At 72.6% G+C, this 25019-nt stretch carries 26 protein-coding genes; 13 read left to right on the forward strand and 13 right to left on the reverse strand.

What is annotated here, in order from left to right; translation table 11 throughout:
* The first annotated feature begins 116 nt into the window (after positions 1–116).
* The 4 genes from L0965_RS02685 to L0965_RS02700 are packed head-to-tail and all read left to right on the forward strand — an operon-like array spanning position 117 to position 3006.
* Positions 117–1154, forward strand: coding sequence for a DUF2804 domain-containing protein (locus L0965_RS02685; protein WP_060959042.1), 1038 nt, complete (start codon positions 117–119; stop codon positions 1152–1154).
* 40 nt (positions 1155–1194) lie between these two features.
* Positions 1195–1491: a DUF4287 domain-containing protein gene (locus L0965_RS02690; protein WP_060959043.1), complete on the forward strand. Its 297-nt coding sequence runs from the start codon at positions 1195–1197 to the stop codon at positions 1489–1491.
* Between the two features lie 16 nt (positions 1492–1507).
* The gene (locus L0965_RS02695) at positions 1508–2275 is read left to right on the forward strand and encodes an ABC transporter ATP-binding protein (RefSeq protein ID WP_101305557.1); all 768 of its coding nucleotides are present in this window, start codon (positions 1508–1510) and stop codon (positions 2273–2275) included.
* Positions 2272–3006, forward strand: coding sequence for an ABC transporter permease (locus L0965_RS02700; protein ID WP_101305558.1), 735 nt, complete (start codon positions 2272–2274; stop codon positions 3004–3006). Before L0965_RS02695 ends, L0965_RS02700 begins: the two co-directional genes overlap by 4 nt.
* A gap of 42 nt (positions 3007–3048) precedes the next feature.
* Here the strand turns inward: L0965_RS02700 and L0965_RS02705 are convergent, their stop codons facing one another.
* The gene (locus tag L0965_RS02705; protein ID WP_101305559.1) at positions 3049–3477 is read right to left on the reverse strand and encodes a MarR family winged helix-turn-helix transcriptional regulator; all 429 of its coding nucleotides are present in this window, start codon (positions 3475–3477) and stop codon (positions 3049–3051) included.
* 50 nt (positions 3478–3527) lie between these two features.
* On the opposite strand from L0965_RS02705, the gene L0965_RS02710 reads away from it, so the two are divergent.
* Positions 3528–5378, forward strand: coding sequence for a DUF2207 domain-containing protein (locus L0965_RS02710; protein ID WP_101305560.1), 1851 nt, complete (start codon positions 3528–3530; stop codon positions 5376–5378).
* Between the two features lie 21 nt (positions 5379–5399).
* On the opposite strand, the gene L0965_RS02715 is transcribed toward L0965_RS02710, so the two are convergent.
* Both L0965_RS02715 and L0965_RS02720 read right to left on the reverse strand, forming a co-directional pair.
* Positions 5400–5720, reverse strand: coding sequence for a hypothetical protein (locus L0965_RS02715; protein ID WP_060959048.1), 321 nt, complete (start codon positions 5718–5720; stop codon positions 5400–5402).
* Positions 5721–5794: 74 nt separating this feature from the next.
* Positions 5795–7174: an HNH endonuclease signature motif containing protein gene (locus L0965_RS02720; RefSeq protein ID WP_101305561.1), complete on the reverse strand. Its 1380-nt coding sequence runs from the start codon at positions 7172–7174 to the stop codon at positions 5795–5797.
* A gap of 373 nt (positions 7175–7547) precedes the next feature.
* Between L0965_RS02720 and L0965_RS02725 the strand changes: the two genes are divergently transcribed.
* From L0965_RS02725 to L0965_RS02735, 3 genes are all read left to right on the forward strand, one after another.
* On the forward strand, positions 7548–7685 hold the full coding sequence (locus tag L0965_RS02725) for a hypothetical protein (RefSeq protein ID WP_157831551.1): 138 nt from the start codon (positions 7548–7550) through the stop codon (positions 7683–7685).
* Positions 7686–7765: 80 nt separating this feature from the next.
* Entirely contained in the window at positions 7766–9346 is a 1581-nt protein-coding gene (locus L0965_RS02730) for a molybdopterin-dependent oxidoreductase (RefSeq protein ID WP_101305562.1), read from the forward strand.
* 55 nt (positions 9347–9401) lie between these two features.
* Positions 9402–9770: a DUF2834 domain-containing protein gene (locus L0965_RS02735; protein ID WP_101307156.1), complete on the forward strand. Its 369-nt coding sequence runs from the start codon at positions 9402–9404 to the stop codon at positions 9768–9770.
* Here L0965_RS02735 and L0965_RS02740 read toward each other — a convergent pair.
* From L0965_RS02740 to L0965_RS02750, 3 genes are all read right to left on the reverse strand, one after another.
* Positions 9763–10191: a DUF1622 domain-containing protein gene (locus L0965_RS02740; RefSeq protein WP_101305563.1), complete on the reverse strand. Its 429-nt coding sequence runs from the start codon at positions 10189–10191 to the stop codon at positions 9763–9765. The genes L0965_RS02735 and L0965_RS02740 overlap by 8 nt on opposite strands.
* 103 nt (positions 10192–10294) lie before the next feature.
* A complete protein-coding gene (locus tag L0965_RS02745; protein WP_060959052.1) occupies positions 10295–10465 on the reverse strand; it encodes a CsbD family protein in 171 nt (56 codons plus the stop codon).
* Between the two features lie 88 nt (positions 10466–10553).
* Positions 10554–11621 (reverse strand): GTP-binding protein, encoded by a 1068-nt coding sequence (locus tag L0965_RS02750; protein WP_101305564.1) that lies wholly within the window; start codon positions 11619–11621, stop codon positions 10554–10556.
* 80 nt (positions 11622–11701) lie between these two features.
* On the opposite strand from L0965_RS02750, the gene ykgO reads away from it, so the two are divergent.
* A complete protein-coding gene (ykgO, locus tag L0965_RS02755; protein WP_060959054.1) occupies positions 11702–11824 on the forward strand; it encodes a type B 50S ribosomal protein L36 in 123 nt (40 codons plus the stop codon).
* Positions 11825–11846: 22 nt separating this feature from the next.
* On the opposite strand, the gene L0965_RS02760 is transcribed toward ykgO, so the two are convergent.
* A complete protein-coding gene (locus L0965_RS02760; protein ID WP_101305565.1) occupies positions 11847–12386 on the reverse strand; it encodes an NUDIX hydrolase in 540 nt (179 codons plus the stop codon).
* A 71-nt stretch (positions 12387–12457) separates the two neighbouring features.
* A complete protein-coding gene (locus L0965_RS02765) occupies positions 12458–13390 on the reverse strand; it encodes a lytic transglycosylase domain-containing protein (RefSeq protein ID WP_101305566.1) in 933 nt (310 codons plus the stop codon).
* 279 nt (positions 13391–13669) lie between these two features.
* On the opposite strand from L0965_RS02765, the gene L0965_RS02770 reads away from it, so the two are divergent.
* A complete protein-coding gene (locus L0965_RS02770) occupies positions 13670–15775 on the forward strand; it encodes a glucose PTS transporter subunit IIA (RefSeq protein ID WP_101305567.1) in 2106 nt (701 codons plus the stop codon).
* A gap of 152 nt (positions 15776–15927) precedes the next feature.
* Here the strand turns inward: L0965_RS02770 and coaBC are convergent, their stop codons facing one another.
* The gene (coaBC, locus tag L0965_RS02775) at positions 15928–17133 is read right to left on the reverse strand and encodes a bifunctional phosphopantothenoylcysteine decarboxylase/phosphopantothenate--cysteine ligase CoaBC (RefSeq protein ID WP_101305568.1); all 1206 of its coding nucleotides are present in this window, start codon (positions 17131–17133) and stop codon (positions 15928–15930) included.
* A gap of 63 nt (positions 17134–17196) precedes the next feature.
* On the opposite strand from coaBC, the gene L0965_RS02780 reads away from it, so the two are divergent.
* The gene (locus tag L0965_RS02780; RefSeq protein WP_101305569.1) at positions 17197–17919 is read left to right on the forward strand and encodes an NRDE family protein; all 723 of its coding nucleotides are present in this window, start codon (positions 17197–17199) and stop codon (positions 17917–17919) included.
* Positions 17920–17947: 28 nt separating this feature from the next.
* On the opposite strand, the gene L0965_RS02785 is transcribed toward L0965_RS02780, so the two are convergent.
* Positions 17948–19300: an FtsX-like permease family protein gene (locus L0965_RS02785; protein ID WP_101305570.1), complete on the reverse strand. Its 1353-nt coding sequence runs from the start codon at positions 19298–19300 to the stop codon at positions 17948–17950.
* On the reverse strand, positions 19297–20025 hold the full coding sequence (locus tag L0965_RS02790; protein WP_101305571.1) for an ABC transporter ATP-binding protein: 729 nt from the start codon (positions 20023–20025) through the stop codon (positions 19297–19299). The genes L0965_RS02785 and L0965_RS02790 overlap by 4 nt, the downstream gene beginning before the upstream one ends.
* A gap of 112 nt (positions 20026–20137) precedes the next feature.
* On the opposite strand from L0965_RS02790, the gene L0965_RS02795 reads away from it, so the two are divergent.
* A complete protein-coding gene (locus L0965_RS02795; RefSeq protein WP_101305572.1) occupies positions 20138–20791 on the forward strand; it encodes a YdeI family protein in 654 nt (217 codons plus the stop codon).
* Positions 20792–20873: 82 nt separating this feature from the next.
* On the opposite strand, the gene L0965_RS02800 is transcribed toward L0965_RS02795, so the two are convergent.
* Positions 20874–22427 carry an FAD-dependent oxidoreductase gene (locus L0965_RS02800; protein ID WP_101305573.1) on the reverse strand — a complete coding sequence of 518 codons (1554 nt, stop codon included), beginning with the start codon at positions 22425–22427 and terminating at the stop codon, positions 20874–20876.
* Positions 22428–22492: 65 nt separating this feature from the next.
* On the opposite strand from L0965_RS02800, the gene L0965_RS02805 reads away from it, so the two are divergent.
* A complete protein-coding gene (locus tag L0965_RS02805; protein ID WP_060959061.1) occupies positions 22493–23044 on the forward strand; it encodes a helix-turn-helix domain-containing protein in 552 nt (183 codons plus the stop codon).
* Positions 23045–23143: 99 nt separating this feature from the next.
* Here the strand turns inward: L0965_RS02805 and pgi are convergent, their stop codons facing one another.
* The gene (pgi, locus tag L0965_RS02810; protein WP_101305574.1) at positions 23144–24823 is read right to left on the reverse strand and encodes a glucose-6-phosphate isomerase; all 1680 of its coding nucleotides are present in this window, start codon (positions 24821–24823) and stop codon (positions 23144–23146) included.
* Between the last annotated feature and the right edge of the window lie 196 nt (positions 24824–25019).

The raw sequence follows: 25019 nt of genomic DNA on the forward strand, positions 1-25019 counted from the left end.
CCGTCGGCGCCCTGCGCCACCGCCCGAACCGCCCCGCGTCCGCCTCGGACCGGGGCGGTTCGCGTCGACAGCGCTAGTGTCGAAGCACCCGACCCGGAACGTCAGCAAGGATGCCGATGCCCGACCTCCCCGCCGCGCACGAGCGCGAGCTCACCGCACCCGTCTCCCTCACGCGCCCCGACGGCCGGCTGAACCCGGCCGCGATCGGGTTCAGCCGGAGGCCCCTCGTCGACACCGACGGCATCGGCCGGGGGCGCGGCCGGTTCGTGCGGTCGTGGGGTCGCAACAAGCGGTGGGAGTACTGGAACGTCATCACGCCCACGCACATCGTGTCGCTGACCGTGTCGTCGCTCGACTACGCCGCGGTCCACGAAGTGTGGATCCGCGACCGCGCCACCGGACGCACGTGGTCCCGCAACGCCACCGTCCTGCCCTCGCGCGAGGTGTCGCTGCCCGGCTCGCTCGGCACGGGCATCACGATCGCCCGTCATCGCGACCTCGCGGCGACCATCACGCCCGCCGAGCGCGGGCAGCTCTGGCGGCTGCACGCGGAGATCCCCGCCGCGTCGTTCGACATCACCGTGACCCGCCCGCCCGGCCATGACCTGCTCGCCGTCGTGGTGCCGTGGTCGTCCCGGCGCTTCCAGTACACCGTGAAGGACGTCGCGCTGCCGGCATCCGGCACGCTCACCCTCGACGGGATCGATCACGACGTGCCGGCCGGATCGTGGGCGGTCCTGGATCACGGGCGGGGCCGCTGGCCGTACGACGTGGCGTGGAACTGGGGTGCCGGGTCGGGTCTGCTCGCCGACGGCCGGACGTTCGGCATCCAGGTGGGCGGGCGCTGGACCGATGGGACGGGGGCGACCGAGAACGGCGTGGTCGTCGACGGCGTGCTGCACAAGATCTCCGTCCCCGTCGCCTGGGACTACGACCTCGCCACGCCGCTGCGTCCGTGGCGGGTGCGCGGCGGCGGTCTCGACGCGGTGTTCGAGCCTGCGTTCGACAAGCGGTCGGCGACCAGCCTCGGGGTCGTCGCCTCGCGCACCGACCAGTGCTTCGGCCGGTGGTCGGGACGCGTCGCCGTGGAGGGCGGGGTCATCGACTTCGACGGCATCGAGGGCTTCGCCGAGGATGTCCGCAATCGCTGGTAGAGCTGAACACGAGGCGGAGGCACCGCCGGAAGGGAAACGGATGTCGTTTCAGGCATATCTCGACAACATCGAGGACAAGACCGGGCTCACCCCGCGCCAGTTCGTGGAGCAGGCGACGCAGAAGGGCTTCGGCCCCGGCACGAAGGCCGGGGAGATCGTCGCGTGGCTCGCCGACGAGTACGGCCTCGGCCGCGGGCATGCGATGGCTCTCGTGCACGTGATCACGAAGGGCCCGAAGATCGCGTCGACCCATGTGGGCACCGCGTCGACCCACAGCGATGCGAGCGACACGCTGTGGCTGGACGGCAAGGCCACGAACCCCGCGCGCGCCTCCTGAGGCGGATAATGCCCCCATGACGAGCATTCCCGAGGTGTCGTCCGCCCCGGCCGCAGCGTCGGCCCGGGCCGTGGTCGTCCGCGGCCTCGTGGTGCGGCGCGGACGCGACGCGGTGTTCGACGGGCTCGACCTCGACATCGCCGCGGGGCGGATCACGGGGCTGCTCGGGCCGAGCGGCAGCGGCAAGACGACGCTCATGCGTGCGATCGTCGGGGTGCAACGCCTCGCGGCGGGCACGGTGACGGTGCTCGGCGCGCCGGCCGGATCGCGGCCGCTGCGCCACCGCGTGGCGTATGACAGTCAGGGGGCGTCGGTCTACGACGATCTCACCGTCGCCCAGAACCTGGAGTACTTCGCGGCGGTCCTCGGCGCGACGCGCGGCGACGTCTCGCGCGTCCTCGACGACGTCGGGCTGCGGCCGCAGCAGCGCCGGCTGGTGGGCTCCCTTTCCGGAGGCCAGCGCGGACGCGTCTCGCTCGCGGTCGCGATGCTCGGTGCGCCCGACCTCCTCGTGCTCGACGAGCCGACCGTGGGCCTGGACCCGCTGCTGCGCGAGACGCTGTGGGGCATCTTCCGTTCCCTCGCGGATGCCGGTGCCACCCTGCTCGTGTCGAGCCACGTGATGGACGAGGCGTTGCGCTGCGACGAGATCGTGCTGCTGCGGGAGGGGCGGGTGCTGGCGCACTCCACGCCGGAGCGGTTCCTCGCGGCGACCGGGACCACCGATCCCGACGCGGCGTTCCTCGCGCTCGTGCGCGCGGCGGGCGACGGGGGGATGCCGTGAACGCGCGCCGTGTGGGCGCGACGACGGCGCGCGTCCTGCGCCAGCTGCGCCACGATCCCCGCTCGATCGTGCTCATGCTGGTCGCCCCGGCGCTGCTCGTCGGACTGTTCGCCTGGATCTTCTCCGACCGGGAGGGGGTCTTCGCGCAGTTCGGCGGCGGCATCCTGGCGGTCTTCCCGTTCATCGTGATGTTCCTGGTCACCTCGATCACGACGCTGCGCGAGCGTCGCGGCGGCACGCTGGAACGGTTGATGACGACGCCGATCGCCAAAGCCGACGTCATCCTCGGCTACGCGCTCGCCTTCGGGCTCGTGGCGCTCGTGCAGGCCGTCGTCACGGTCGCCTTCGCCGTCGTGGTGTGCGGGCTGGAGGTGGACGGCGAGATCTGGCAGCTCGGCGTGGTCGCGGTGGTGGACGCCCTGATGGGGACGGCGTTCGGCCTGCTCGCCAGCGCGTTCGCGCGCACGGAGTTCCAGGCCGTGCAGTTCATGCCCGTGCTCGTCTTCCCGCAGCTGCTGCTGGGCGGCCTCTTCCTGCCGCGCGATCAGATGCCCGACGTGCTGCGCGCCGTCAGCGACGTGCTGCCACTGAGCTACGCGATCGACGCCGTCGCCGCCGTGAGCGCGGGCGACGACGGATGGGACCTGTGGGCCCCGGTGCTCGTGGTCGCCGGGGTCGCGGTACTGTGCCTCGCGCTCGCCGCCCTCACCCTGCGGCGGCGCACCCCCTGAGCCGCCCCTGGGCCCCCTGGGCCCCCCTGAGCCCTCTGAGCCCTAGGCGCCGCGCAGTTTGCTCGTGAGTCGCTGGAGCTGCTCGAGCTCGGCGTCGCTGAGCACCGACATCCGCTCGGCGATGGAGCGGCCGTGGACCGTCGCGACGCGGCGGAACGCGGCGACGCCCTTGTCGGTCGCCCGGACGATGGCGCCCCGCCCGTCGTGCGGATCGGTGCACTTGCTGATGAGATCGCGCGCGACCATTCGGTCGACGAGGCGCGAGACACTCGGCTGGCTGATCAGCATGTTCGCGGTGACGTCGCGCAGTCGGGCGGCGTTGTCGTCGCCGCGCACCACGGTGAGCAGCACGTCGTACTCGGCCTGCGTCAGATCGTCCTCGCCGAAGTCATCGCTGATCTCGCGGAGCACTTCGTGCTGCGCGCGGAAGAGGCTCTCCCAGGCGGCGACGGCGAGGCGGCGGTCGGTCATGGCGTCCACTGTAGTGCGCGGGCCGGGCACCGCCGCCTAGGGTGGAGCGCATGGGGCATCGGCGAGGCGGACGGGCGCTGCTCGTCGGGATCGGATCGGCTCTCGCGGCGCTGCTGCTCGTGGGTCCGGCGGCGCCGGCGTCGGCGACCTCTGCGGCGGGTCCGCTCGCGGCATCCGCGCCCGCCCTGCGCCCGGCGAGCGCCGATGATTTCTCGTTCTCGTCGATGACCGCGGACTACACGCTGACCCGCGCCGACGACGGGACGAGCCGCCTCGAGGTGGTCGAGACGCTGGTCGCGCAGTTCCCGGATGCCGATCAGAACCACGGCATCCGTCGGTCGCTGCCGACCACCTACAACGGGCAGCCGCTGCACCCGGAACTCGTGTCCGTGACCGACGAGAGCGGCGCGCCGCGCCCGAGCGAGATCGACAGCGAGGACGGCGCCTTCTCGATCGTGTCGCGCGCGGACGGGTTCCTGCGCGGGACGCAGACGTTCGTGCTGACCTACACGCTCGAGAACGTCACGTGGGTCTTCCCGGACTCCGGTCTGGAGTTCTACTGGGACGTCAACGGCGTCGACTGGCCGCAGGTGTTCGGCACCGTGACGGCGCGGCTGCACCTGGGGTCCGAGCTCGCTCCCGCACTCACGGGCCGGATGGCCTGCTATCAGGGGGTGCAGAACTCGTCGACGCCGTGCGCGTCGATCGCCGCGTCGCCGGATGCCGGCGGTGGCACGATCGTGACGGCGGTCGCGGACGACGTGCAGCCGTACGAGACGCTGACGATGGCGGTCGGCTTCACGGACGGCACCTTCTCGACCTACGACACCGGCTACCTGGCGTCGCCGTTCGGGTGGGGGCAGGCGGTGGCCGGGCTCCTCGCCGTCGCCGGCGGCGTGCTGGGCGTGCGGGCGCGACGCCGGCAGCTCGCGGACGAGCCGGGGCGGCCGACGATCATCGCCGAGTACGACCCGCCCAAGATCGTCGATGCGCTCGAGAGCGCGGTGCTGCTCGGCGAGACGTCGAAGGCGATCCCCGCCGAGGTGCTGGAGCAGGCCGTGCGCGGCTCGATCCGGATCCTCGACACGGACGGCGGCTGGTTCGGCAAGGACAAGCTGGCGGCGGAGCTCGTCGACCCGTCGAAGGCGGACGGCGACGGCAGGATGCTCCTCGACGGACTGTTCCCGGACGGCGTGCCGGGGGAGCAATACCGGTTCGGCAAGCAGGACACCCGCCTGTCGAAGGTGGCCCAGAAGATCCTCGCCGCGGCGGAGGTAGAGCTCGGTGCCCGAGGGCTGCGCCGACAGGTGCCCGCGCGGGCGCGCTGGCTTCCGATCCTGCTGGCGGTCGTCGGTGCGGGGGCCGCGATGGGCCTCGGTTTCGTGGCGCTGGGCTCGTACGTGCAGCCCGCCGTGCCGTGGACGGTGCTGGGTGTCAGCGTCGCGATCGCAGTCGTCGTGATCGCGATGTGCTCCCGTAAGCCGCTGACCGCGCTGGGCGCCGAGACGCGCGATCACCTCAAGGGGCTCGAGGAGTTCATCCGCTGGGCCGAGGCCGATCGCATCCGCATGCTGCAGTCGCCTTCCGGCGCGGAGCGGGCGCCGGTGGACGTGGACGACCCGCGACAGAAGCTGGTGCTGTACGAGAAGCTCCTGCCCTACGCCGTCGTGTTCGGTCAGGAGAAGGAGTGGTCGGCGCAGCTCGCGGTGCTCTACACGGCTGTCGGCGCGACGGGTCCGTACTGGTACTACGGCTCGGGGGCTTTCGATGCGTCGGCGTTCTCGTCGGGCATCGGCTCGCTCTCCAGTGCGGCGATGTCGTCGTCATCGACGTCGGGAGGATCGGGCGGCGGAGGCTCGGCGGGTGGGGGCGGAGGCGGCGGCGGGGGCGGCGGCGTCTGAGGCGGTCGCTCGCCGCGGCGGTCAGGCGAACTGCCCGTCAGCGCCGCCGAGGATGGCATGGAGGGTGGCGAGGTCGATCTCGTCGCGGTCTCCGTCGACGTGTTCGTGGAGCGTGAACGGCAGTCCGAGGTCGGTGAGGTAGTCGATCGTCTTCTCCAGACGGGGGACCACGTCGATGTGGGCGTTGCCGAAGAGGGCGGCGGTGAACAGCGGCTGCCGGCCCTGGATGCTGCGCCGGAGCTCGACCGTGGAACGCCCGGTGATGCGGTAGAGCGCCTGCAGGATCGCGCTCGGCAGGTCGGGTGTGCCGTCGAGGGTGAGCGAGATCGCGGTGTCGGTCATGGTGTCATTCCATCACGGGCGCGCGGGCGGGCTGTGCCGGCGGGGCGAGCGGGCTCGGGCGGGTGGCGGGTGCGTCAGAACGGCGCGGGCTCGAAGGCGAGCGAGCGCGCGGGGCGATCGTCGTAGGTGCGCCCGGCCGGGCTGGTCCATTCGAGGGTGCCGTCCGGCCGCTGCTGGACCCGCCACGCGGAATGGTGTTTGAGGGTGTGGTGGCGACGGCACAGGTGGGCGAGGTTCGCCACCGTCGTCGGACCGTCGTGCTCTCGGGCGATCGTATGGTCGATGTCGCAGCGTGGGGTGGGCTGGCGGCATCCGGGGAAGCGGCAGTGCTCGTCGCGTGCCCGGAGGAGGCGGCGCTGCTCGTTGCTCGGGCGGTAGCGGTCGACGGCGAGCACGGCCCCGCCGGTCGGGGCGGTGAACAGTCGGTCCCACCCGGGTGCGGTCTCGGCCAGGCGCCGGGCGGTGTCGGCATCCACGGGGCCGTGCCCGGCCAGATCGGCGGGGCGGTCATCGGCGCCGACGAGGGTGAGGAGGGGGATCGTGACCTGGATCCGCGCGCGGATCGACGCGCTCTCGGGCAGGGACGCGTTGCTCGCCTCGCTCGTGGCGTGCCCGCTCAGCAGCAGGTCGAGCGCGACGTCGCTGCGCACCTCGTCGAGGCGTCGCGTGTCGGGGGACGCGCCGTCTTCCGCGGGGAAGAGGGCGTCGCGCGGTTCGCCGTCGGCCGTGGGTCGAGTCGTGTCGGCGGCCGCGAGAGCGGTCGTGGCGCTCACCGGATCGACGGCGGGCGGGCGACGGCGGGCGTCGGTGACGGCGCGCGCGAGTTGCGTGAGCCGGTCGAACGCGCCGTGGATCAGGTGCGCGGGACCGGTGAGGCCGAGCTCGGCCATGCCGTCGTCGCGGTCGGCGACCCAGACGCGACGATCGCGGCGAGCCGTGCGGTGACGTTCGTCGAGGGGGACGGGATGAGCGAGATCGGCGAGACGTCGCGCGACGGGACGCAGTCGGCCGACCGTCTCGCGCTCGGCGACGGCGAGTACCGCGCTCTCGTACGCGTCGCGCGCGTCGTCCGTGGGGATCGCACCCCCGGCATCCACGATGACGGCCGCGTGCGCGCGGCTGATCAGGCCCGCGCGCAGGGCGGCGAGAGTCGCCGGGAAGCGCGCGACCAGGGTGGCGGCGTCGCCCATCCGCGCCTGCACCGTGCGGTCGGACTGGAGGGTCGCGGCGCCGATCTCGGCCGCCACCGAACGCAGCGGGAGGTCGTCGGGCTCATCGCGATCGGCCGCGAAGGCGTCGTGTCGCGCGAGCGCGAACTCCTGGGCGGCATGGAGCAGCTCGGCTTCCTCGGCCTGTAGCGCGGCGATGCGGCGGCGCCGGTCGAGAAGGCCATCGAGGATCGCGTTCAGGCGCGCGCGGTCGTCCGGCGGCGTGAGCGGATCGGTGTCTTCCATGCCTCGATTCTGCCGCGGACCTCCGACACCGGAGCGGGAAAAGGGCTGGTCAGAGTTCTTTTGTGGATAACTGCACAGGCGGCTGGACTGGGGAGGAAGACGCGCAAGAGTAAGGGCCGGTCGGAGAGGCTTCCGACCGGCCCTTGTCCCTTGCACCAAGAGTGTCCTGCAATCACATGCCGGTAGCTGCCACAGCAAAACAACTACCGTGCGAGCACTCTATAACGACCAGGTAACGGCCCACAAGGGGTTTCCGTTACCTTTTCGTGACTTCATACGAAAGTCGCATGCGGCTCTCGAACTGCCGTCTCCGGCTGTTCGATCTCGACGGCGTCGTCCGTCACTTCGACCCTCGGCTGACGGCCCCGACGCCGTGCTGTTCACCGACGATTCGCCCGGCCATGTCGCGGCAGCGCGCCGTGTCGGCATGGTCTCGCAGCACTTCGTGGGAGTGGCGGAGCTCGTGCACGCGCTGGAGGAGAACGGCGTCCCCGTGGACCTCTCCCGCTGAGAGCGGACGCCCCTCCCATCCGATCCGGCGTCGGTGACGAACAACACGCGTAACCCCGACCCCGGCGGCAGGAGATCACTGTGACGACACGCAACGGCCGTGTGAGGTCTCTCGCCCTGGCAGCCCTCGCGGGTCTGGTGAGCGGCGCCGTGTTCCTCGGTGTCGCGGAGCTGCTCGCCCTCCTGCTCGCGCGCACCGCCAGCCCGATCCTCGCGGTCGGCGGGTTCGTGATCGACATCGTGCCGCAGCCGTTCAAGGAGTTCGCGATCGCGACCTTCGGCGCGAACGACAAGATCGCCCTGCTCGCGGGGCTCGGCCTCGCCGTCGTCATCGCCTCCGCGATCGGCGGGGTGCTCGAGTACCTGCGCGCTCCGCTGGGCGTCGTGATCGTCGTCATCGCCGGAGTGCTCTCCACGGCCGCGGTCGTCTCGCGGACGGGGGTCACGCCGCTGTCGTTCGTTCCGCCGGTGATCGGCACGGTCGCGGCATCCGTCGTCCTCGTGCTGCTCGGCCGTCGCCTCCGGCGCTGGCGTGGCGCGGCCGCCGGGGAGTCCGGCGCCCCCGACGACGGCGCACCGTCGGAGCAGGCCCTCGGCCGTCGCGGGTTCTTCCGCCTCGCCGGCGTCGCCGGCGTCTCGGCGGTGATCGTCGGCGTCGCCGCACGCGTCGTGACCGCGGCGACCTCGTCGGTGGACGCGATCCGCGACGCTCTCAAACTGCCCGCACCCCGACGGGCGCTGACCATCCCCGCGGGCGCCGAGCTCGACGTGCCCGGCCTGTCGCCGCTGTTCACACCGAACGCCGACTTCTACCGCGTCGACACGGCCCTGACGGTGCCGACCATCGATCCGGCCACCTGGCGACTCGTCGTGGACGGCATGGTCGACCGCCGCGTGGAGCTGGGCTTCGACGAGCTCGTCGCGATGGGGCTGGACGAGTACGGCATCACCCTGACCTGCGTGTCGAACGAGGTGGGCGGCGGGCTGCTCGGAAACGCCACCTGGCTCGGGGTGCCGGTGCGCGACATCCTCCGGATGGCCGGTCCCCAGGCCGGCGCCGACATGGTGCTCTCCCGCAGCATCGACGGCTACACCGCGAGCACGCCGCTGTCCGCCCTCACCGACGACGGCCTGGACGCGATCCTGGCCGTCGCGATGAACGGCGAGCCGCTTCCGGCCGAGCACGGCTTCCCCGTGCGGATGATCGTGCCCGGCCTCTACGGCTACGTGTCGGCGACGAAGTGGCTCACCGAGCTGAAGGTCACGACCTTCGCCGCCGACGAGGCGTACTGGACGCCGCGCGGCTACAGCGCCGAAGCGCCGATCAAGCTCTCCTCCCGGGTCGACGTGCCGAAGATCGACACGCCGGTCGCGCCCGGCACCGTCGCGGTCGCCGGCATGGCGTGGGCGCAGCCGGTCGGGGTCGGGCGCGTCGAGGTGAACATCGACGACACCGGCTGGATCCCCGCCACGATGTCCACCCCCGTCAACGACGACAGCTGGGTGCAGTGGATGCACGAGTGGGATGCCACGGCGGGCACGCACTACATCGCGGTGCGCGCCTGGAACAAGAACGGTGAGCTGCAGGTCCAGGAGCGGGCGCCCATCGCGCCGAACGGCTCGACGGGATGGCATCGCGTGCTGGTGACGGTGTCCGAGTGAGGATGCCGCGGACGTGCCGGCTCCGTCGGAGCGCTCCGCGGTCCAGAATGTGTCCATGACGCCCCGGTGGTCCGCCCTCGCCCTCACCTACCTCGCGCTCGCGGTCGTCGGGCTGGTCGGCACGTTCGCCCTCAACGTCTGGTCGGTCGTGCTGATGCGCAACTACGTGCTGGACCTCGTGCAATCCGGCCCTGCGGTCGGCTCGATCGGCGTCGACCTGATGGTCGCGGCCGTGGCCGGCAGCATCCTGATCATCGTCGAGGGGCGCCGCCTGGGCATGCGCCGCCCGTGGCTGTACGTCGTGGCGTCGCTGGTGACGGCGTTCGCCTTCGTGTTCCCGCTGTTCCTCGCGATGCGGGAGCGGACCCTCGCCGTCCGCCGGGAGGTGGGGCGGTCGGAGTCGGACCGGGACGCGTCTAGGTAGCCGGGGTCTCGGGGCGCCGATCCTGGCGCTCGCGGGAGATGGTCCGCGCCAGCACCTGGCCGCCGCTGGTCAACAGGGCGCGTCGCCACGGGAGCGTCCCCTCGATCTCGATCTGGATCGACATGGACAGCACCGTCCGGATGACGACGATGAGCCCGAGGATCACGGCATCCTCGATCGACGGCTTCGAGGTGATGGTGCGGATGAGGTCCGCGGCCACGAGCACCTCGAGACCGAGGAGGATGGCCGCGCCCAGCGTGTTGCGCAGCACCAGGTACGCCGCGTGTCCCTCGCCCGTGCGCCGCAGCGAGCGCCACGCCAGGACGACGGCGATCACGAAGCCCACGACCATCGCGAGGGCGCCGATCATCTCGAAGGCGATCGCGATCACCGTGAAGAAGGGCTCGATGTGCTCGGACATGGTCGCTCCACCTCGGATATCGTCGTCCCACTCTAGGGCGGCGGACCCGTCGACGCAGAACGACGCCCCCACCGCGAGGGGTGGGGGCGTCGCGAGCGGGGGCTTACTTGAACGCGTCCTTGACGTCCTCGCCGGCCTTCTTGACGTGGGCCTTGGCCTGGTCGGCCTCGCCCTCGGCCTCGAGGCGCTCGTTGTTCGTCAGCTTGCCGACGCCTTCCTTGACCTTGCCGCCGAGGTCCTCGGCCGCGTTCTTGATCTTGTCGTCGAGACCCATGATGTCTTCCCTTCTCTGGACTCCCGATCTCGACGTTAGGAGCGCCGCCGTGAGCACGGCAGAGGGTTGACGGGTTCGCCGTGAAGGGCTACATCGGCCCGCTCGCATCGGAGCGGGGGTCGCGCGGGGCATCGGGTCGCGCGTCGTCGGCCCACACCGGCCAGGCGGGCAACGGGTCGTCGAACCGCGCCCAGGCGGCCGGACCGGCCTCGAGCTCGCGATCCGTCAGGAGCGCACCGTCGAGGGTGCGCGCGACGGCATCCGCGACGAGATCCAGTCCCGTCAGAGCGAGGTCCTGGGCGGTGAGGGCCGCGTGCTCGCCCGCGTCCTGGGGGTCGATCCACATCGCCGAGCCGACCTGTTCCCACCGGGCGAGGATGCCCGCGCGGGTCGCGAGCCGGCAGAAGCCCGCCGAGCGCACGAGCAGGCCGAGGCGACCGGTGTCGAGCTCGTCGAGCGCCGCGGCGAGCCGCGACGGATGGAACGGGCGCAGGCGCTCGTACCGGAGGGTCGTCACGCGCGGATCGGTCATGTACGGGTCGTGCTCGTCGTTGAGTGCCATCACCCAGCCCGCGCGCTCCGGCAGCGGGGGCTCGCCGACGCCGTCCGGGTGCCCGTGGGCCAGCGCCGGAAGGTCCTCGGCGGGGCCGCGCGATAGGCGGACGCGCGCCCGCGGCGCCAGGTGCGAGGCCAGCGCCATGAGCAGCGACAGCTCGGCGGTCTCGACCCGCTCCCAGTGCACGAAGCTGATGAGCGTCGCGGCCTCCAGGAGCGTGACCGCGCGACGCGCCCGTGCGCCGGTGTCGGCGTCGCCTCCTCCGCCGGGAGCCTCGTCGCGGAGCGGGCTGGGATCGCGCAGATCCGCCAGCAGGTGCCGGGCGTCGACGACGCACACGATCGGTGCGGGCTCCGCACGCGTGACGAGGTCCAGGTGCAGCACGTCGACGTCGATGTCGGCATCGATGACGACGCGCTCGATCTCGCGCCGGTCGCGCAGCAGCGGCACGGCGACGGGGCCGTCGGGTGTCGGTGCCGTCCCGCCCCTGCTCGCGCTGACCCGCAGCAGGCCGCGACCGCTGGCGTGGGCGAGACCGGCGGCGTAGCGGCGGCGCTCGGGTGTGCACAGTCCGGCGACGATCAGGGGGGAGGGGGGCACGACGATCCTGCTCTCGGGTTGACGGACGGGTCGCACCACTCTAGCGTTTTATTGATAAGTATTCTCAATAAGGAGTCATCGTGAAGGTTCGCGCATCCCTCAAGTCCCTCAAGGCGCAGCCGGGCGCACAGGTCGTCCGCCGCCGCGGGCGGGTCTACGTCATCAACAAGCTCACCCCGCGTTTCAAGGGACGCCAGGGCTGAGCCCGATCGGTCCCCCGCACGCTCAGGCGAATCGGCCCAGGTGGATGCCGGCGTAGGCGAGCGCCGCGACCGTCTCGCCGTCGGTGATGTCGCCGTCCCGCACCATCCGCAGGGCGTCGGCGAACGGCACCCAGCGCACCGCGTCGATGCCCTCCTCGTGCTGGGTCGCGGCGGCATCCGACGCCCGTTCGACGCCGCGGGCGAGGAAGACGAACTCGGGCGCACGCGCGATGCCGTTGAGGGCGTTCATCCGTCCGAGCGGCGTCCACTCGCGCGCCGTCATCCCGGTCTCCTCGGCCAGCTCCCGTCGCGCCGCGACGAGGGGGTCCTCGCCGTCGGAACCGCCTGCGGGCACCTCCCACGACGAGCCGGTGGTGTAGCGCTCGAGCGAGACCAGGCAGACGCGGTCGTCCTCGTCGAGCGCCACGACGAACACCGCGGGATGCTGCATCTCGACGACGCCGTAGATGCCCTCGCCGTGGGGGCCCAGGACGTCGTGCTCGTCGACGCGGATCCAGCGATTCTCGTACACGGTGCGCGAAGCGCGCGTCTGCCACGTCATGCGCCCACCCTAGAACGCGAGAACGGCCCGGACGGATTCGTCCGGGCCGTTCTCGGGGCATGGGGGAGCGGTCAGTACCAGCCGACCGACTCGGAGTGGTCCCACGCGCCGCACGGGGTGCCGTAGCGGCCGGAGATGTAGCCGAGGCCCCAGGCGATCTGCGTCGCCGGGTTCGTCTCCCAATCCGCGCCCGCCGAGGCCATCTTGCTGCCGGGCAGGGCCTGCGGGATGCCGTACGCGCCACTGCTGTTGGCGGCGTTCACACGCCAGCCCGACTCCTTGTTCCACAGCGACACGAGGCACGCGAACTGGTCGTCGCCCCAGCCGTAGCTGGCGGCCGCCATGGAGCGGGCGATGCCCTGCGCCGAGGCGGGGTCGACGTTCACGTCGACCGAGGGGACGGACGCCGATGCCGACGAGGCCTTCGCGGCGGCGGCGGCTTCCGCCTCCGCCTGCGCCTGTGCGGCGGCGGCCGCGGCGGCCGCCTCGGCGGCGGCCTGAGCCGCGGCGGCCTCGGCGGCCGCCTTCGCGGCGGCATCCGCTTCGGCCTTGCGCTGCTTGGCGGCGTCGAGGGCGGAGCGCAGGTCGGCGGTCTGGGTGCGCACGGCCTCGGTCTCGGCGGTGGCATCCGCGGTCAGCGACGGGATCATCATCGCCGGCGTCACCTCGAGCGCCTGCAGCTTGTCGACGAGCGCGCTGAGCTTCGTGGTGTCGATCACGATGTCGGTGCGGCCGACGTCGAGGCCGGAGGCCGTGATGTCCATGGAGACCTTCGCGGCGCCGGCGACGGCGGCCTGGGCCTTGGCGAGGGCGGTGATGCCGCCCGCCGTGATGGCGCTGAGCGGCGCGGAGGTGGACTCGGCGACGACGGAGCCGCTGGTCGCGGCCGGGGCGGTGCTCACGGCGAAGGCCGGAACGGCCCCCGCGGTGGTCGTGGCGGCGCCGATCACGAGGCCGAGGCCGAGGAGGGCGGACGTCACGGGACGGTGGGGCAGACGGGGCATAAAGAGAGCAGCTTCCGGTGGATCAGAATCGCCCCGGGGCGGGTGAAGGGGCGATGCGCGTCCTCGGGTGGACACGAAGGTCACAGCTTCACAACGTTTTCTGGACGTCCCCGGCACGGAACCTGAGTGAAACCTGAACGCGGATGCCGGGCGCGGAGCGGGTCGAGGGGCCCCGATTGCCACGGTCCGGGGCCTGTCCGCCGTCCTGACGGCGATATAGAGTCGCCTGCGACAGATCGTCATCGACAGGACGTCGCACAACGAAAAAGAGGCGAAAACATGGCATCCAATTCGGCATCCGAGATCGTCGACGCCGTCGGCGGGCCCGGGAACATCGCGAGTCTTACGCACTGCGCCACACGGCTGCGCTTCCAGCTCAACGACGGCGACAAGGCCGACAAGACCGCCGTCGAGGCCATCCCCGGCGTGCTCGGAGCGGTCCCGCAGGCCGGCGACCGCTTCCAGGTCGTGATCGGCGGCGGCGTGCAGACCGTCTACAACGAGATCATGGCGCTGCCCGTCATGGCCGGCGGCGGCGCCCCCGCCAGCGCGGAGAGCGACGCCGACATCAAGGCGCGCGAGCGCGCGAAGGGACCGCGCGGCACGAACGCGTGGCTCGACACCCTCTTCGAGTTCCTCTCGGACTCGTTCCGTCCGATCCTCGGCGCCCTGCTCGGCGCGTCGCTGTTCATCACGTTCATGGCCCTCGCGGCGACGCTCGGCTGGATCCCCGCGTGGAACGCGCCCGGCGTGGTGCTGCCGCCGTCGTGGGCCTTCGTCAACCTCATGTGGCAGTGCGTGTTCATCTTCCTGCCCCTGATGGTCGCCTACAACGCGTCGCAGAAGATCGGCGCCGACCCGTGGGTCGGCTTCGCGATCATGGCCGTCGTCATGCTCCCCGGCTTCACGGCGCTCGGGAAGACCGAGGATGCCGTGCAGACGACGTTCCTGGGCTCCGACATCACCACGGTGCAGGTGTTCGGGATGCCGCTGACCATCTTCGACTACAGCTCCCAGGTGTTCCCGCCGCTGCTCATGGCCGCGGTGCTCGGCCTCGTCTACAAGGGGCTGAAGAAGGTCATCCCCGAGAACATCCAGCTGATCTTCGTACCGTTCATCGCGATGCTCGTGATGATCCCGCTCACGGCGTTCCTCATCGGCCCGATCGGCGTGTACGCCGGTGCCGCGCTGGCGAACGCCCTCAGTGCCATCAACTCCTTCTCGCCGTTCATCTTCGCGATCGTCATCCCGCTGGCCTACCCCTTCATGGTGCCGCTGGGCCTGCACTGGCCGATCAACGCGATCATGCTCCTGAACATCCAGACGCTCGGCTACGACTTCATCCAGGGCCCCATGGGCGCGTGGAACTTCGCGTGCTTCGGCGCGACCGCCGGCGTGCTGGTGCTGGCCTGGCGTGAGAAGGACAAGCAGATGCGGCAGACGGCGACCGGCGCCCTGGCGGCGGGCCTGCTGGGCGGCATCTCCGAGCCGTCGCTGTACGGCATCCATCTGCGGTACAAGCGGATCTATCCGCGCATGCTGGTCGGCTGCCTCACGGGTGGTCTGATCATCGGCATCGGATCGCTGCTGCTGGGCCTTCCCCACGGCATCACGACGCAGGCGTTCGTCTTCACGTCGCTGCTGACGATCCCCGCCTTCAACCCGATCGGCCTCTACCTCATCGCCGTCGCGGGCGCGTTCGTGGTCGCGATGGTGCTGGTCATGATCTCGGGCTACAAGAACCCCGAGCCGGCCGACGCGGCCGTCGCGACGGCCACGGCCGGTGCGGGAGCGGTCGCCCCGGGCGCCGCTCGCGACAGCATCCCGGCCGTCGCCGGCGGTGCGGAGCTCGTCGGCGTCGCGGGCGAGACGGCAGCGGCCACGACGGCGACCGCCGTCGCCGAGCGGCCTGCGGCCGTGGGCGAGCTCGTCCAGGTGGCCGCGCCGCTGGACGGGACCGTCGTCGCCCTCGACCAGGTTCCCGACCCCGTCTTCGCCGGTGGTGTGATGGGACCGGGCGTGGCGATCGAGCCGACCGGTGACACGGTCTACGCGCCCGGTGCCGGCACGGTGGTGGCCGCGCAGCCGACCGGACACGCCTTCGGCCTGCAGCTGGACAACGGCACCGAGGTGCTCATCCACGTCGGCATCGACACCGTCAACCTGAAGGGCGAGGGCTTCGACGTGAAGGTCAAGAACGGGGATCGTGTCGAGACCGGCACCCCGCTCGTGACCTTCGACCGCGCCGTGATCGAGAAGGCGGGCTACCCGCTGATCACGCCGGTGATCGTCCTCAACGGCGACTCGTTCGACACCGTCGACCCGGTGGCCCTGGGCCCCGTGGCCCACGGATCGCCGCTGCTGGACGTGCAGAAGAAGGCCTGACCGCAGGCGCTCTGCGTTTCGACTCGCTGCGCTCTGCGTTTTGACTCGCTACGCTCTGCGTTTCGACTCGCTGCGCTCGCTCAACGACCGGGAAGAGGAACCCCGGTCGTTGAGCGAGGAGCGCAGCGACGAGTCGAAACGCGGCGAGCCGCTCAGCGCACGACGGCGACGGCGTCCCAGATCGCGTCGGCGACGGCGCGCTTGGAGCCCGCGGCCTCCGCGACCACCGCACCCGAGGCATCCAGCAGGAGCACACGGTTCTCGGTCGCCTCGAACCCGTGCTCCCAGTCGACGCGGTTGACGGCGAGCAGGTCGACGCCCTTGCGCTCCCGCTTGCGGCGCCCGCGCGCGAGCAGCTCGGTGTCGTCGGCCGCCGTCTCGGCCGCGAACCCGATGACGATCTGGCCCGGCCGCCGCGCCGCGACCAATCCCGCGAGGATGTCGGGGTTCGGCACGAGATCCAGCCGCGGTGCGCCGTCCTCCTTGCGGAGCTTGTGGTGCGACACCTCCGCGACGCGGAAATCGGCGACCGCGGCGACCATCGCGACGACGTCGGCGGTGGCCGCGGCATCCGTCATCGCGGCCTGCAGCTCGGCGGTCGTCCCCACGCGGACGACCGCGATGCGGGGGTGGCGGGATGCCGCGGTCAGCACGCCTTCGTCCACGTGCGCCGCCACGAGCGTCACCTCGGCCCCGCGCGCGGCCGCGGCGACGGCGAGCTCGGCGCCCTGACGTCCGCTGGAGCGGTTGCCGAGGAAGCGCACGGGGTCGATCGGCTCGCGCGTGCCGCCGGTCGAGACGGCGATGCGCCGTCCGGCGAGGTCGGCCGGGTGCCCGGCGGCGACGGCCAGCGCGGCCGCGACGATCTCCTCCGGCTCCCGCATCCGCCCGGGGCCGCTGTCGCCGCCCGTGAGCGGGCCGTCGGCGGGGTCCACGACGTGCACGCCGCGCGAGCGCAGCGTCGCGATGTTGGCCTGGGTGGCCGCGTGCTCCCACATGGCCGTGTGCATGGCGGGGGCCACGACCACCGGGGCGGTCGTGGCGAGCAGGGTGACCCCGAGCAGGTCGTCGGCGATCCCCGCGGCCATCTTGGCGAGCGTGTTGGCGGTCGCCGGGGCGATGACGACGAGGTCGGCGGAGGTGCCGAGGGCCACGTGGCGTACGCGGGAGACGTCGTCGTGCACGCTGGTCGTGACAGGATTCCTGCTGACGGCCTCCCACGTGGTCGTCCCGACGAAGCGCAGCGAGTCCGCCGTGGGAACAACGTGCACCTCGTGCCCGTTGGTCACGAGGGCGCGCACGAGGTGCACCGTCTTGTACGCGGCGATGCCGCCCGTCACGCCCACGACAACGAACATGGTCCGATCCTCCCACGCCCGCCGGCGCGGGCACGAGGAGCGGACGGAGAGGTCACGAGCACCGTGTGCACCGTCATCGTCCACGTCCCGGCCGACCCCGCAGCGCCCGTGCGGCTGCTCGCCGTGCGCGACGAGGACCCCGCCCGCTCGTGGGACCCGCTCGGGCGGTGGTGGCCCGAGCTCCCCGACGTCACGGGGGTGCGCGACCGGCGCGCGGGCGGCGCCTGGCTGGCGGCGGATGCCGGGGCCGGACGGGTCGCGGTGATCCTCAACCGCGCCGACGTGCTGCCCGCCGACGGGGCCGGGCATGCGGAACCGCCACGGTCGCGGGGACGGATCGTCCTCGACGCCGTCGCGGGGGAGGGTCCGGTCGCGCCGCCGCACGCGCAGGGGTTCAACCTCGTCGAGGTGACCCGGGCCGGCGCGACGGTGACGATGTGGGACGGCACCGACCTGCGCCGCGTCGGTCTGACGCCCGGCATCCACATGATCGCGCACGACGACATCGACGACGAGGCGACGGCGCGCATCGCCGCCTGGCGCGACGCTTTCGCCGAGCCCGCCGCCGCGGACGAGCGCTGGTGGGAGCCCTGGCTCGACACGCTCGAGCGCACCAGCGGGGTCGGCCCCACCGACGACCGCGCGATCGTGCGGGACAACCGACCGTTCGGCTATCCGACCCTGTCGCTGCTGGTGTGCGCGGCATCCCTCGGCCCCGACGGCGTCGACGTGCGCTACGCGGAGTTCGACGAGCCGGGGCAGTGGAACCGGCCCCGGCTCGCCTGAGCCCGTCCGGGCCGCCGCCGCCGACGCCTCAGACGCCGCGGCGGATCGCGGTGACGAGGGGCCGCGTCGCGACGAGCGACAGACGCACCAGCAGGATGCCGGCCACGAACGTGCCCGCGATCACCGCGAGCGAGGCCGGTGCCACCAGCACCGTGAGTCCCACGATCGGCAGCGCCAGTGCCGCTCCGACGAGCGCGCCGCCCACCGCCGCCCACCGCAGCGGCACCATCACCGTGAGGGCCCGGGCGCGGCGGAGATCCCTCTCCGGCATGCCGAGGCGATCCAGCCCCACGATCAGCTCGCGATCCTCCAGCACGGAGGCGGCCTGCGTGACGCCCACCGAGCAGGCGAGCAGGGCGAAGCCGATCGCGAGCGTCACCAGCACGCCGGTGCGCATGTCGGCGAAGACGACCGCCTGGGCACCCGTCCCGCCGTCGTCGCCGGCGAGCATCACCAGACTCGCGCCCGCCCCGCCCACCACCGCGATGAACGCGATCATCGCGATTCCCGACACGCGACGCCAGGCCGAGGCGGCGTGCGCCGACAGCTCCCGCCCGGCGATGAGCCGCGCGGGGGAGGAGGTCGTGCGCGCCAGGCCGCGGCCGCGGGCCGCGATCAGCGGCGTCCCGACGACGTTCACCACCAGCAGCGCCGCCCCGAACAGGCCCACCAGCACGATGAGGCCCACGGCGGCTCCCCACACCTGCGCGATCGCCGTGATGTTCGACACCACGGTCGCCACGGCGATGAGTCCCAGGATGCCGAAGACGAGCGCCGCGGTGCGCCGCCGCGGCGGATCGGTCCGCCGCGCCACCCCGAGGGGGGTCAGCTGCACCCTGCGCAGGCTCAGCGCGGCGCTCGCCGTCGCGATGACCACGACGCCGGCGACCGCCGCGACGACGATGGCCGCGCCCGTCCACAGCGCGCCCGCGCCGACCGGACCGCCGAAGAACGGCAGCAGGCCCACCGCGGGCAGCAGCGCCGCGTACAGTCCGACCCCCAGGATGCCGCCGGCCATCGCCGTGCCGGCGGCCTCCAGCACCGTCATCGCGCTCACCTCGCCGACGCTCGCGCCCAGCAGCCGCAACGTCGCGAGCCGGTCGTTGCGCCGGCGCGCCGACAGTCGTGCCGCCGCCGCGCCGAGGGTCGCGATCGGCACGGTCAGCAGCACGAGGGCGAGCGCGCTGAGCACGCGATAGAGGATCTCCATGTCACCGGCGGCCCGCGGGTCGGTGAAGAACATGCGCACGCCGCCGGCGACGACCAGCAGCAGCGCCGTGGTCACGGCGAACGCGACCACGGGCAGCGCGAGCGCCGCGCGCCCCTGGCGCGCCGGGCGGGCCAGCATCGCGGTCAGGCGGAGCGTTCCGGCGAGGCTCATGCGACGCTCCCGTCCGGGGCGGGCGCGCGGTCCGCGGCGGCCGTCGGGCTCGTGATGCGTCCGTCGATCATGTGCAGCGTGCGATCGCAGCGGGCCGCGACGCCCGGGTCGTGGGTCACGACGACCAGGCTGCGCCCCTGGCCGGTGGTCGCGTGCAGCAGTGCGGTCATGACCTCGCCGGAGGTCCGGGAATCGAGCGCTCCGGTGGGCTCGTCGGCGAACACGATCGGCGCACCGGTCACCTGCGCCCGCGCGATCGCGACCCGCTGCGCCTGGCCGCCCGAGAGCTGGCCGATGCGGCGCTGCTCCATGCCCGCCAGCCCGAGCGTCCCGAGCCAGGCGGCGGCGTGCGCCTCGGCCGCCGCGCGTGGCCGGCCCTGCAGCAGGAGCGGAAGCGCGGCGTTCTCGACCGCCGTCAGCTCGGGCAGCAGCAGGTGCTCCTGGAAGACGAAGCCGAGGTGCGCGCGTCGCACCGCCGACCGCTGGTTCTCCGTCATGCCGACGAGCTCGACGGGGGCGGCGTTCGGGATGCCGAGGCGCACCGAACCGGCATCCGGGGGGATGATCGCCGCGAGACAGTGCAGCAGCGTGGTCTTGCCCGACCCCGACGCGCCCATCACGGCGACGGCCTCGCCGGCGGCGATCTCGACGTCGACGCCCGCGAGCGCGGTGAGATCGCCGTAGCGCTTGAGGAGGCCGGTCGCAGACAGCACGGGAGTGTTCATGCCTCCAGTCTTCGCGCCGCCGTCGTCGGCGTCGTCGGCCGCGGGGTGTATCCGGCATCCGTCGGCAGAGCGATCTCTGGCCGGTGTCTCACGGCGCTGATAGCGTCGCGGCATGAGCGATGCCGGTCCCGAGGCGGTCTTCTTCGCGGATGCCGCGGCCTTCCGGGCCTGGCTCGAGCAGCACCACGCCACGGCCACCGAGCTGTGGATGGTGCGCCGCCGCAAGGGGCATCCCGAGCAGGGGCTGCGCTGGGAGGACGCGGTCCCCGAGGCGCTCTGCTTCGGCTGGATCGACTCGACCAGCCGTCGCCTCGACGACGACGCGCGCATCCAGCGGTGGACGCCCCGCACGGCCTCCTCGACGTGGAGCGCCGTCAACATCGCCCACGTGGAACGGCTGACCGCGGAAGGGCGCATGCACCCCGCCGGCCTCGCGGCGTTCGAGCGGCGCCGCCCCGACCGCAGCGCCGTCTACTCCTACGAGACGCGCGACGAGCTCGACGAGGCCGAGCTGCGGGCCCTCGCCGCCGTCCCGGCGGCGCAGGCGTTCTGGGATGCCGCCACCGACGGCTACCGCCGCGTCTGCGCGCACTGGGTGCGCGGCGCCAAACGCGCCCAGACCCGCGCCGACCGCCTCGCCGCGCTCGTGGCGGACTGCGCGGAAGGCCGCCTCATCCCACCGCAGCGCTACGGCACGCCGCCCGCCTGGCAGCGCCGCGCCGCCGCTGCTGCCGCTGCCGCCGCTGCTGCCGCCGAGAAACCATAACCAGCGCGAGAAACCGCGTGGCGGGGTGTTTCTCGCGCCGGATCCGGTTCCTCGTCGGCGCGAGCCGCGTCCGCCGGGGCGGTCAGCGGCGGCGCAGCAGCAGGATGCCGTCCTTCAGCACCGCCTGCTCGCCCTCGGGGCCGGTCACCTCGCGATCGCGGATGTCGACGATCACGCGCTCCCACGCGTCGGGGTCGAGCGCGAGCAGCTCCAGCTCCTCGGCGGGTGGCAGCAGTCGTGGCGCGTGGCCGTCGCCGTGACCGGTGGACCAGGGCGGCGCGGCGGCGTGCGAGACGACGAGGAGGTGGCCGCCGACGGCGACGCGGTCGGCCGCCGCCCGCAGGAGGGCGATCCGCGGGAAGTCCTCCTCCCACGAGTGCAGGAAGCCGGCGCTGACGAGGTCGAACGTGCCGGGCGGGGCGGCATCGGCGCCACTGCCGACGAAGAACGCGATCCGGCCGCCCAGTCCGCGCTCGGCCGCCGCGGCGGCGCCGCGACGGATCGCGGTGGGCGAGAGGTCGACCGCCGTCACGCGCCAGCCGCGCTCCGCGAGCCACACGGCATCCGCGCCCTCGCCGCAACCGATCTCGAGAGCGGTGCCGACCTCGAGGCCACCCGCGACGGCGGCGACGGCCGCGTTGACCCGGCCCGACCAGATGCGGTCGCGCTCCGCGTAGCGCTGCTCCCAGTCGGCGGCGCGCTGCCGGGCGCGCGCTGCGACGGCGAGGTCGGCGTCCTCCGCCGCGAGGGCGGCGTTGACACCCGCTCCGGCCATCGACCCGGCCGCCAGGGCGACGGGCACGTTGCCGTAGGGTGCCACGACGTTGCCGGCGGCCCACACGCGAGGGTGCGAGGTCGCCCCCAGCACGTCGACGGCGAGCGGTGAGCCCGGCAGATCGGCGCGGGCGAGGCCCAGCGCGTCGGCGAAGGCGACGTCGACCACCGGTGTCGGCGCGACGAACAGGGCGTCGATCCCGTGGCTGCCGCCCGCGGCATCCTGCACCGCCCGCAGCGTCCCGTCCTCGCTCCGCACGCCGGTCACCGGGGTGTCGACGATGCGGATGCCGCGGGCGCGCAGGCGCGCCCGGACGGTCTCGTCGAGCGGTTCGATCGCCGCCGTGAACGCCGTGAGGTCGGCGCTCCACTGCCGGACGAGCTCGATCTGGTGCAGGCTCTGTGCCGACGTCGCCAGCACGCCCAGGCGGGCATCGGCCACCTCGTAGCCGTGGCAGTACGGACAGTGCAGGACGCTGCGGCCCCACAGCGCGGCGATGCCGTCGACCGGCGGCAGGACATCGCGCACGCCGGTCGCGATGACGAGCGCACGGGCGAGGTCGACCGTGCCGTCGACGCGCGTGATCCGCAGCGTCGCGCCCTCGTCGCGGACCGCCCCGACCTCACCGGCCTCGACCCGCACGCCGTACCGGGCCACCTCGTCGCGCCCGCGGGCGAGCAACTCTCCCGGCGCGATGCCGTCGTGCCCGAGCACGGCGTGCATGTGCTCCGCGGCGGCGTTGCGCGGCGTGCCGCCGTCGATGACGAGCGTCCGGCGCCGGGCGCGCCCCAGCATCTGCGCCGCGCTCAGCCCGGCGGCCCCGCCGCCGATGACCACGGCATCCCATTCCCGTTCCTGCATGGCTCCACTCTGCGCGAGGGATGCCGCTGTTGCAATCTGATTTGCGGTAATGGCAAGATCGGCGCATGGAAACGGGGCTCGATCAGGTCGGTGCGCGTCTGCGGGCCGCGCGGCGGGCCCGCGGCTGGACGCTGGACGACCTCGCCGGCCCGAGCGGCGTCTCGGTCAGCACGCTCTCGCGTCTCGAGTCCGGCAAGCGGCAGGCCTCCCTCGAGCTGCTGCTGCCGCTGACGCGTCAGCTCGGCATCCGCATCGACGATCTGCTGCCGGCTCGCACCGCCGACCCGCGCGTGCACCGCGCCGTCGAGCGCCGCGACGGCATGGTCATCGCACCGCTCACGCGGGAGAGCTCCGCCGTGCAGGCGCTGAAGATCGTCTACCCGCCGTCGGCGGCCGCCCCGGCGCCCCGCATCCACGACGGTTACGAGTGGCTGTACGTGCTGAGCGGTCGCGTGCGGCTCGCCCTCGACGGCACGGAGCACACCATCGCCGTCGGGGAGGCGGCCGAGTTCGACACCCGTCTGCCGCACTCCCTCAGCGCGACCGCGGAGGGCCCCGCCGAGGTGCTGAGCATCTTCAGCGCCGCCGGCGAACGCTTCCACACGCACCTCGCCTGACGGCGAGAAACCACCACCGCCGCGAGAAACCACGCCGGCGCGTGTTTCTCGACGCGGCGATGGTTTCTCGAGGATGCCGCGGATGCGCGGATGCGGGAGTCAGCTGCGGTGGGAGCGGTAGTAGGACAGCAGCGCCTGGGTCGAGGCGTCCTGCGCGGCGGTCGCGGCCTCGTCGCCCTCGATCGCGGGGGCGATCTGCAGGGCCAGCTGCTTGCCGAGCTCGACGCCCCACTGGTCGAAGGAGTTGATGCCCCAGACGACGCCCTGGGTGAACGTGATGTGCTCGTACAGGGCGACCAGCTCGCCCAGCACCCGCGGCGTGAGCGCGGGCGCGAAGATCGACGTCGTCGGACGGTTGCCGGGGAAGGTGCGCGCCGCGACCAGGGCGCCGGTCGTGCCCTCGGCCTCGACCTCCTCGGCCGTCTTGCCGAAGGCGAGCGCCTTGGTCTGCGCGAGGAAGTTCGCCAGGAACAGGCCGTGCACGTCGCGGCCGCCGTCGCTGAGGTCGTAGGCGGGGTTCACGAAGGCGATGAAGTCGGCCGGGATGAGGCGCGTGCCCTGGTGGATCAGTTGGTAGAAGGCGTGCTGGCCGTTGGTCCCCGGCTCGCCCCAGAAGATCTCCCCCGTGTCGCTCGTGACGGGAGAGCCGTCCCAGCGGACGCTCTTGCCGTTGGATTCCATCGTCAGCTGCTGCAGGTACGCCGCGAAGCGGCTGAGCTGCTGGGCGTAGGGGAGCACGGCGTGCGACTGGGCGCCGAGGAAGTTCGTATACCAGACGTTGAGCAGCCCCATCAGCACCGGGACGTTCCGCTCGAACGGGGTCGTCCGCACGTGCTCGTCGATCGCGTGGAAGCCCGCGAGCAGCTCGCGGAACGCGTCGGGGCCCAGCTCCACCATCAGCGAGAGGCCGATGGCGGAGTCGACCGAGTAGCGGCCGCCGACCCAGTCCCAGAACCCGAAGGCGTTGGCCGGGTCGATGCCGAAGGCCGCGACCTTGTCGAGCGCGGTGGAGACCGCGACGAAGTGGTGGGCGACGGCATCCTGCTTCTGCGCGTCCGACCCGTCGATCGCGCCGGCGGCGGTCAGGCCCGCCCACAGCCAGTCGCGCGCGAGTCGCGCGTTGGTGAGGGTCTCCAGCGTGGTGAAGGTCTTCGACGCCACGATGAACAGCGTCGTCTCGGGGTCGAGGTCCTTCGTCTTGTGGGCGAGGTCGAACGGGTCGATGTTCGAGACGAAGCGCGCCTGGATGCCGGCGGTCGCATACGGCTCCAGCGCCGTGGAGATCATCGCGGGGCCGAGGTCGCTGCCGCCGATGCCGATGTTGACGACGTGCGTCACCTTCTTGCCGGTGACGCCCTTCCATGCCCCCGACCGCACGCGGTCGGCGAACGCGGTCATCGCCTCCAGGACGGCCTGCACGTCGGCATCCACGTCCTGTCCGTCGACGACGAGCTCGGGCGTCGCGCCGGCGGGACGGCGCAGCGCCGTGTGCAGCACGGCACGGTCTTCGGTCGTGTTGATGTGCTCGCCGCGGAACATCGCCGCGAGGCGGTCGGCGAGGTGCACGTCGTCGGCGAGGGCGAGGAGCGACGCCAGGATGCCGTCGTCCAGCAGGTTCTTGGAGAGGTCGACGTGCAGGTCGGCGGCGTCGAAGGTCAGGCGTTCGACACGCGTCGGGTCGTCGGCGAACCAGGCCCGCAGATCGGGCGCGAAGCTCGAGGCGCGGTCGGAGAGGGCGGCCCAGGCGGGAGTGCGGGTGGCGTCGATGGGAGTGCTCACGCCCTTACGCTAGCGCCCGCGGGCGAGGGTGCGCAGTCGTGTGTCCTGTGAGAAAGACACGGCCCGCGCCGGTGCCCGACAACGACGGTGGGCCGGCCGTCCGAGAGGACGACCGGCCCTGCAATCCGTTGCACCACATTCGCAGGGGGAGAGTCCTGCGTCGCCGACCCCCGGATCATGGAGTCGTATTCGGGTT

The organism is Microbacterium sp. NFH-22A-Y (genome assembly GCF_021401375.1).
In the GTDB taxonomy this organism is placed as follows: Bacteria; Actinomycetota; Actinomycetes; order Actinomycetales; family Microbacteriaceae; genus Microbacterium; species Microbacterium hominis.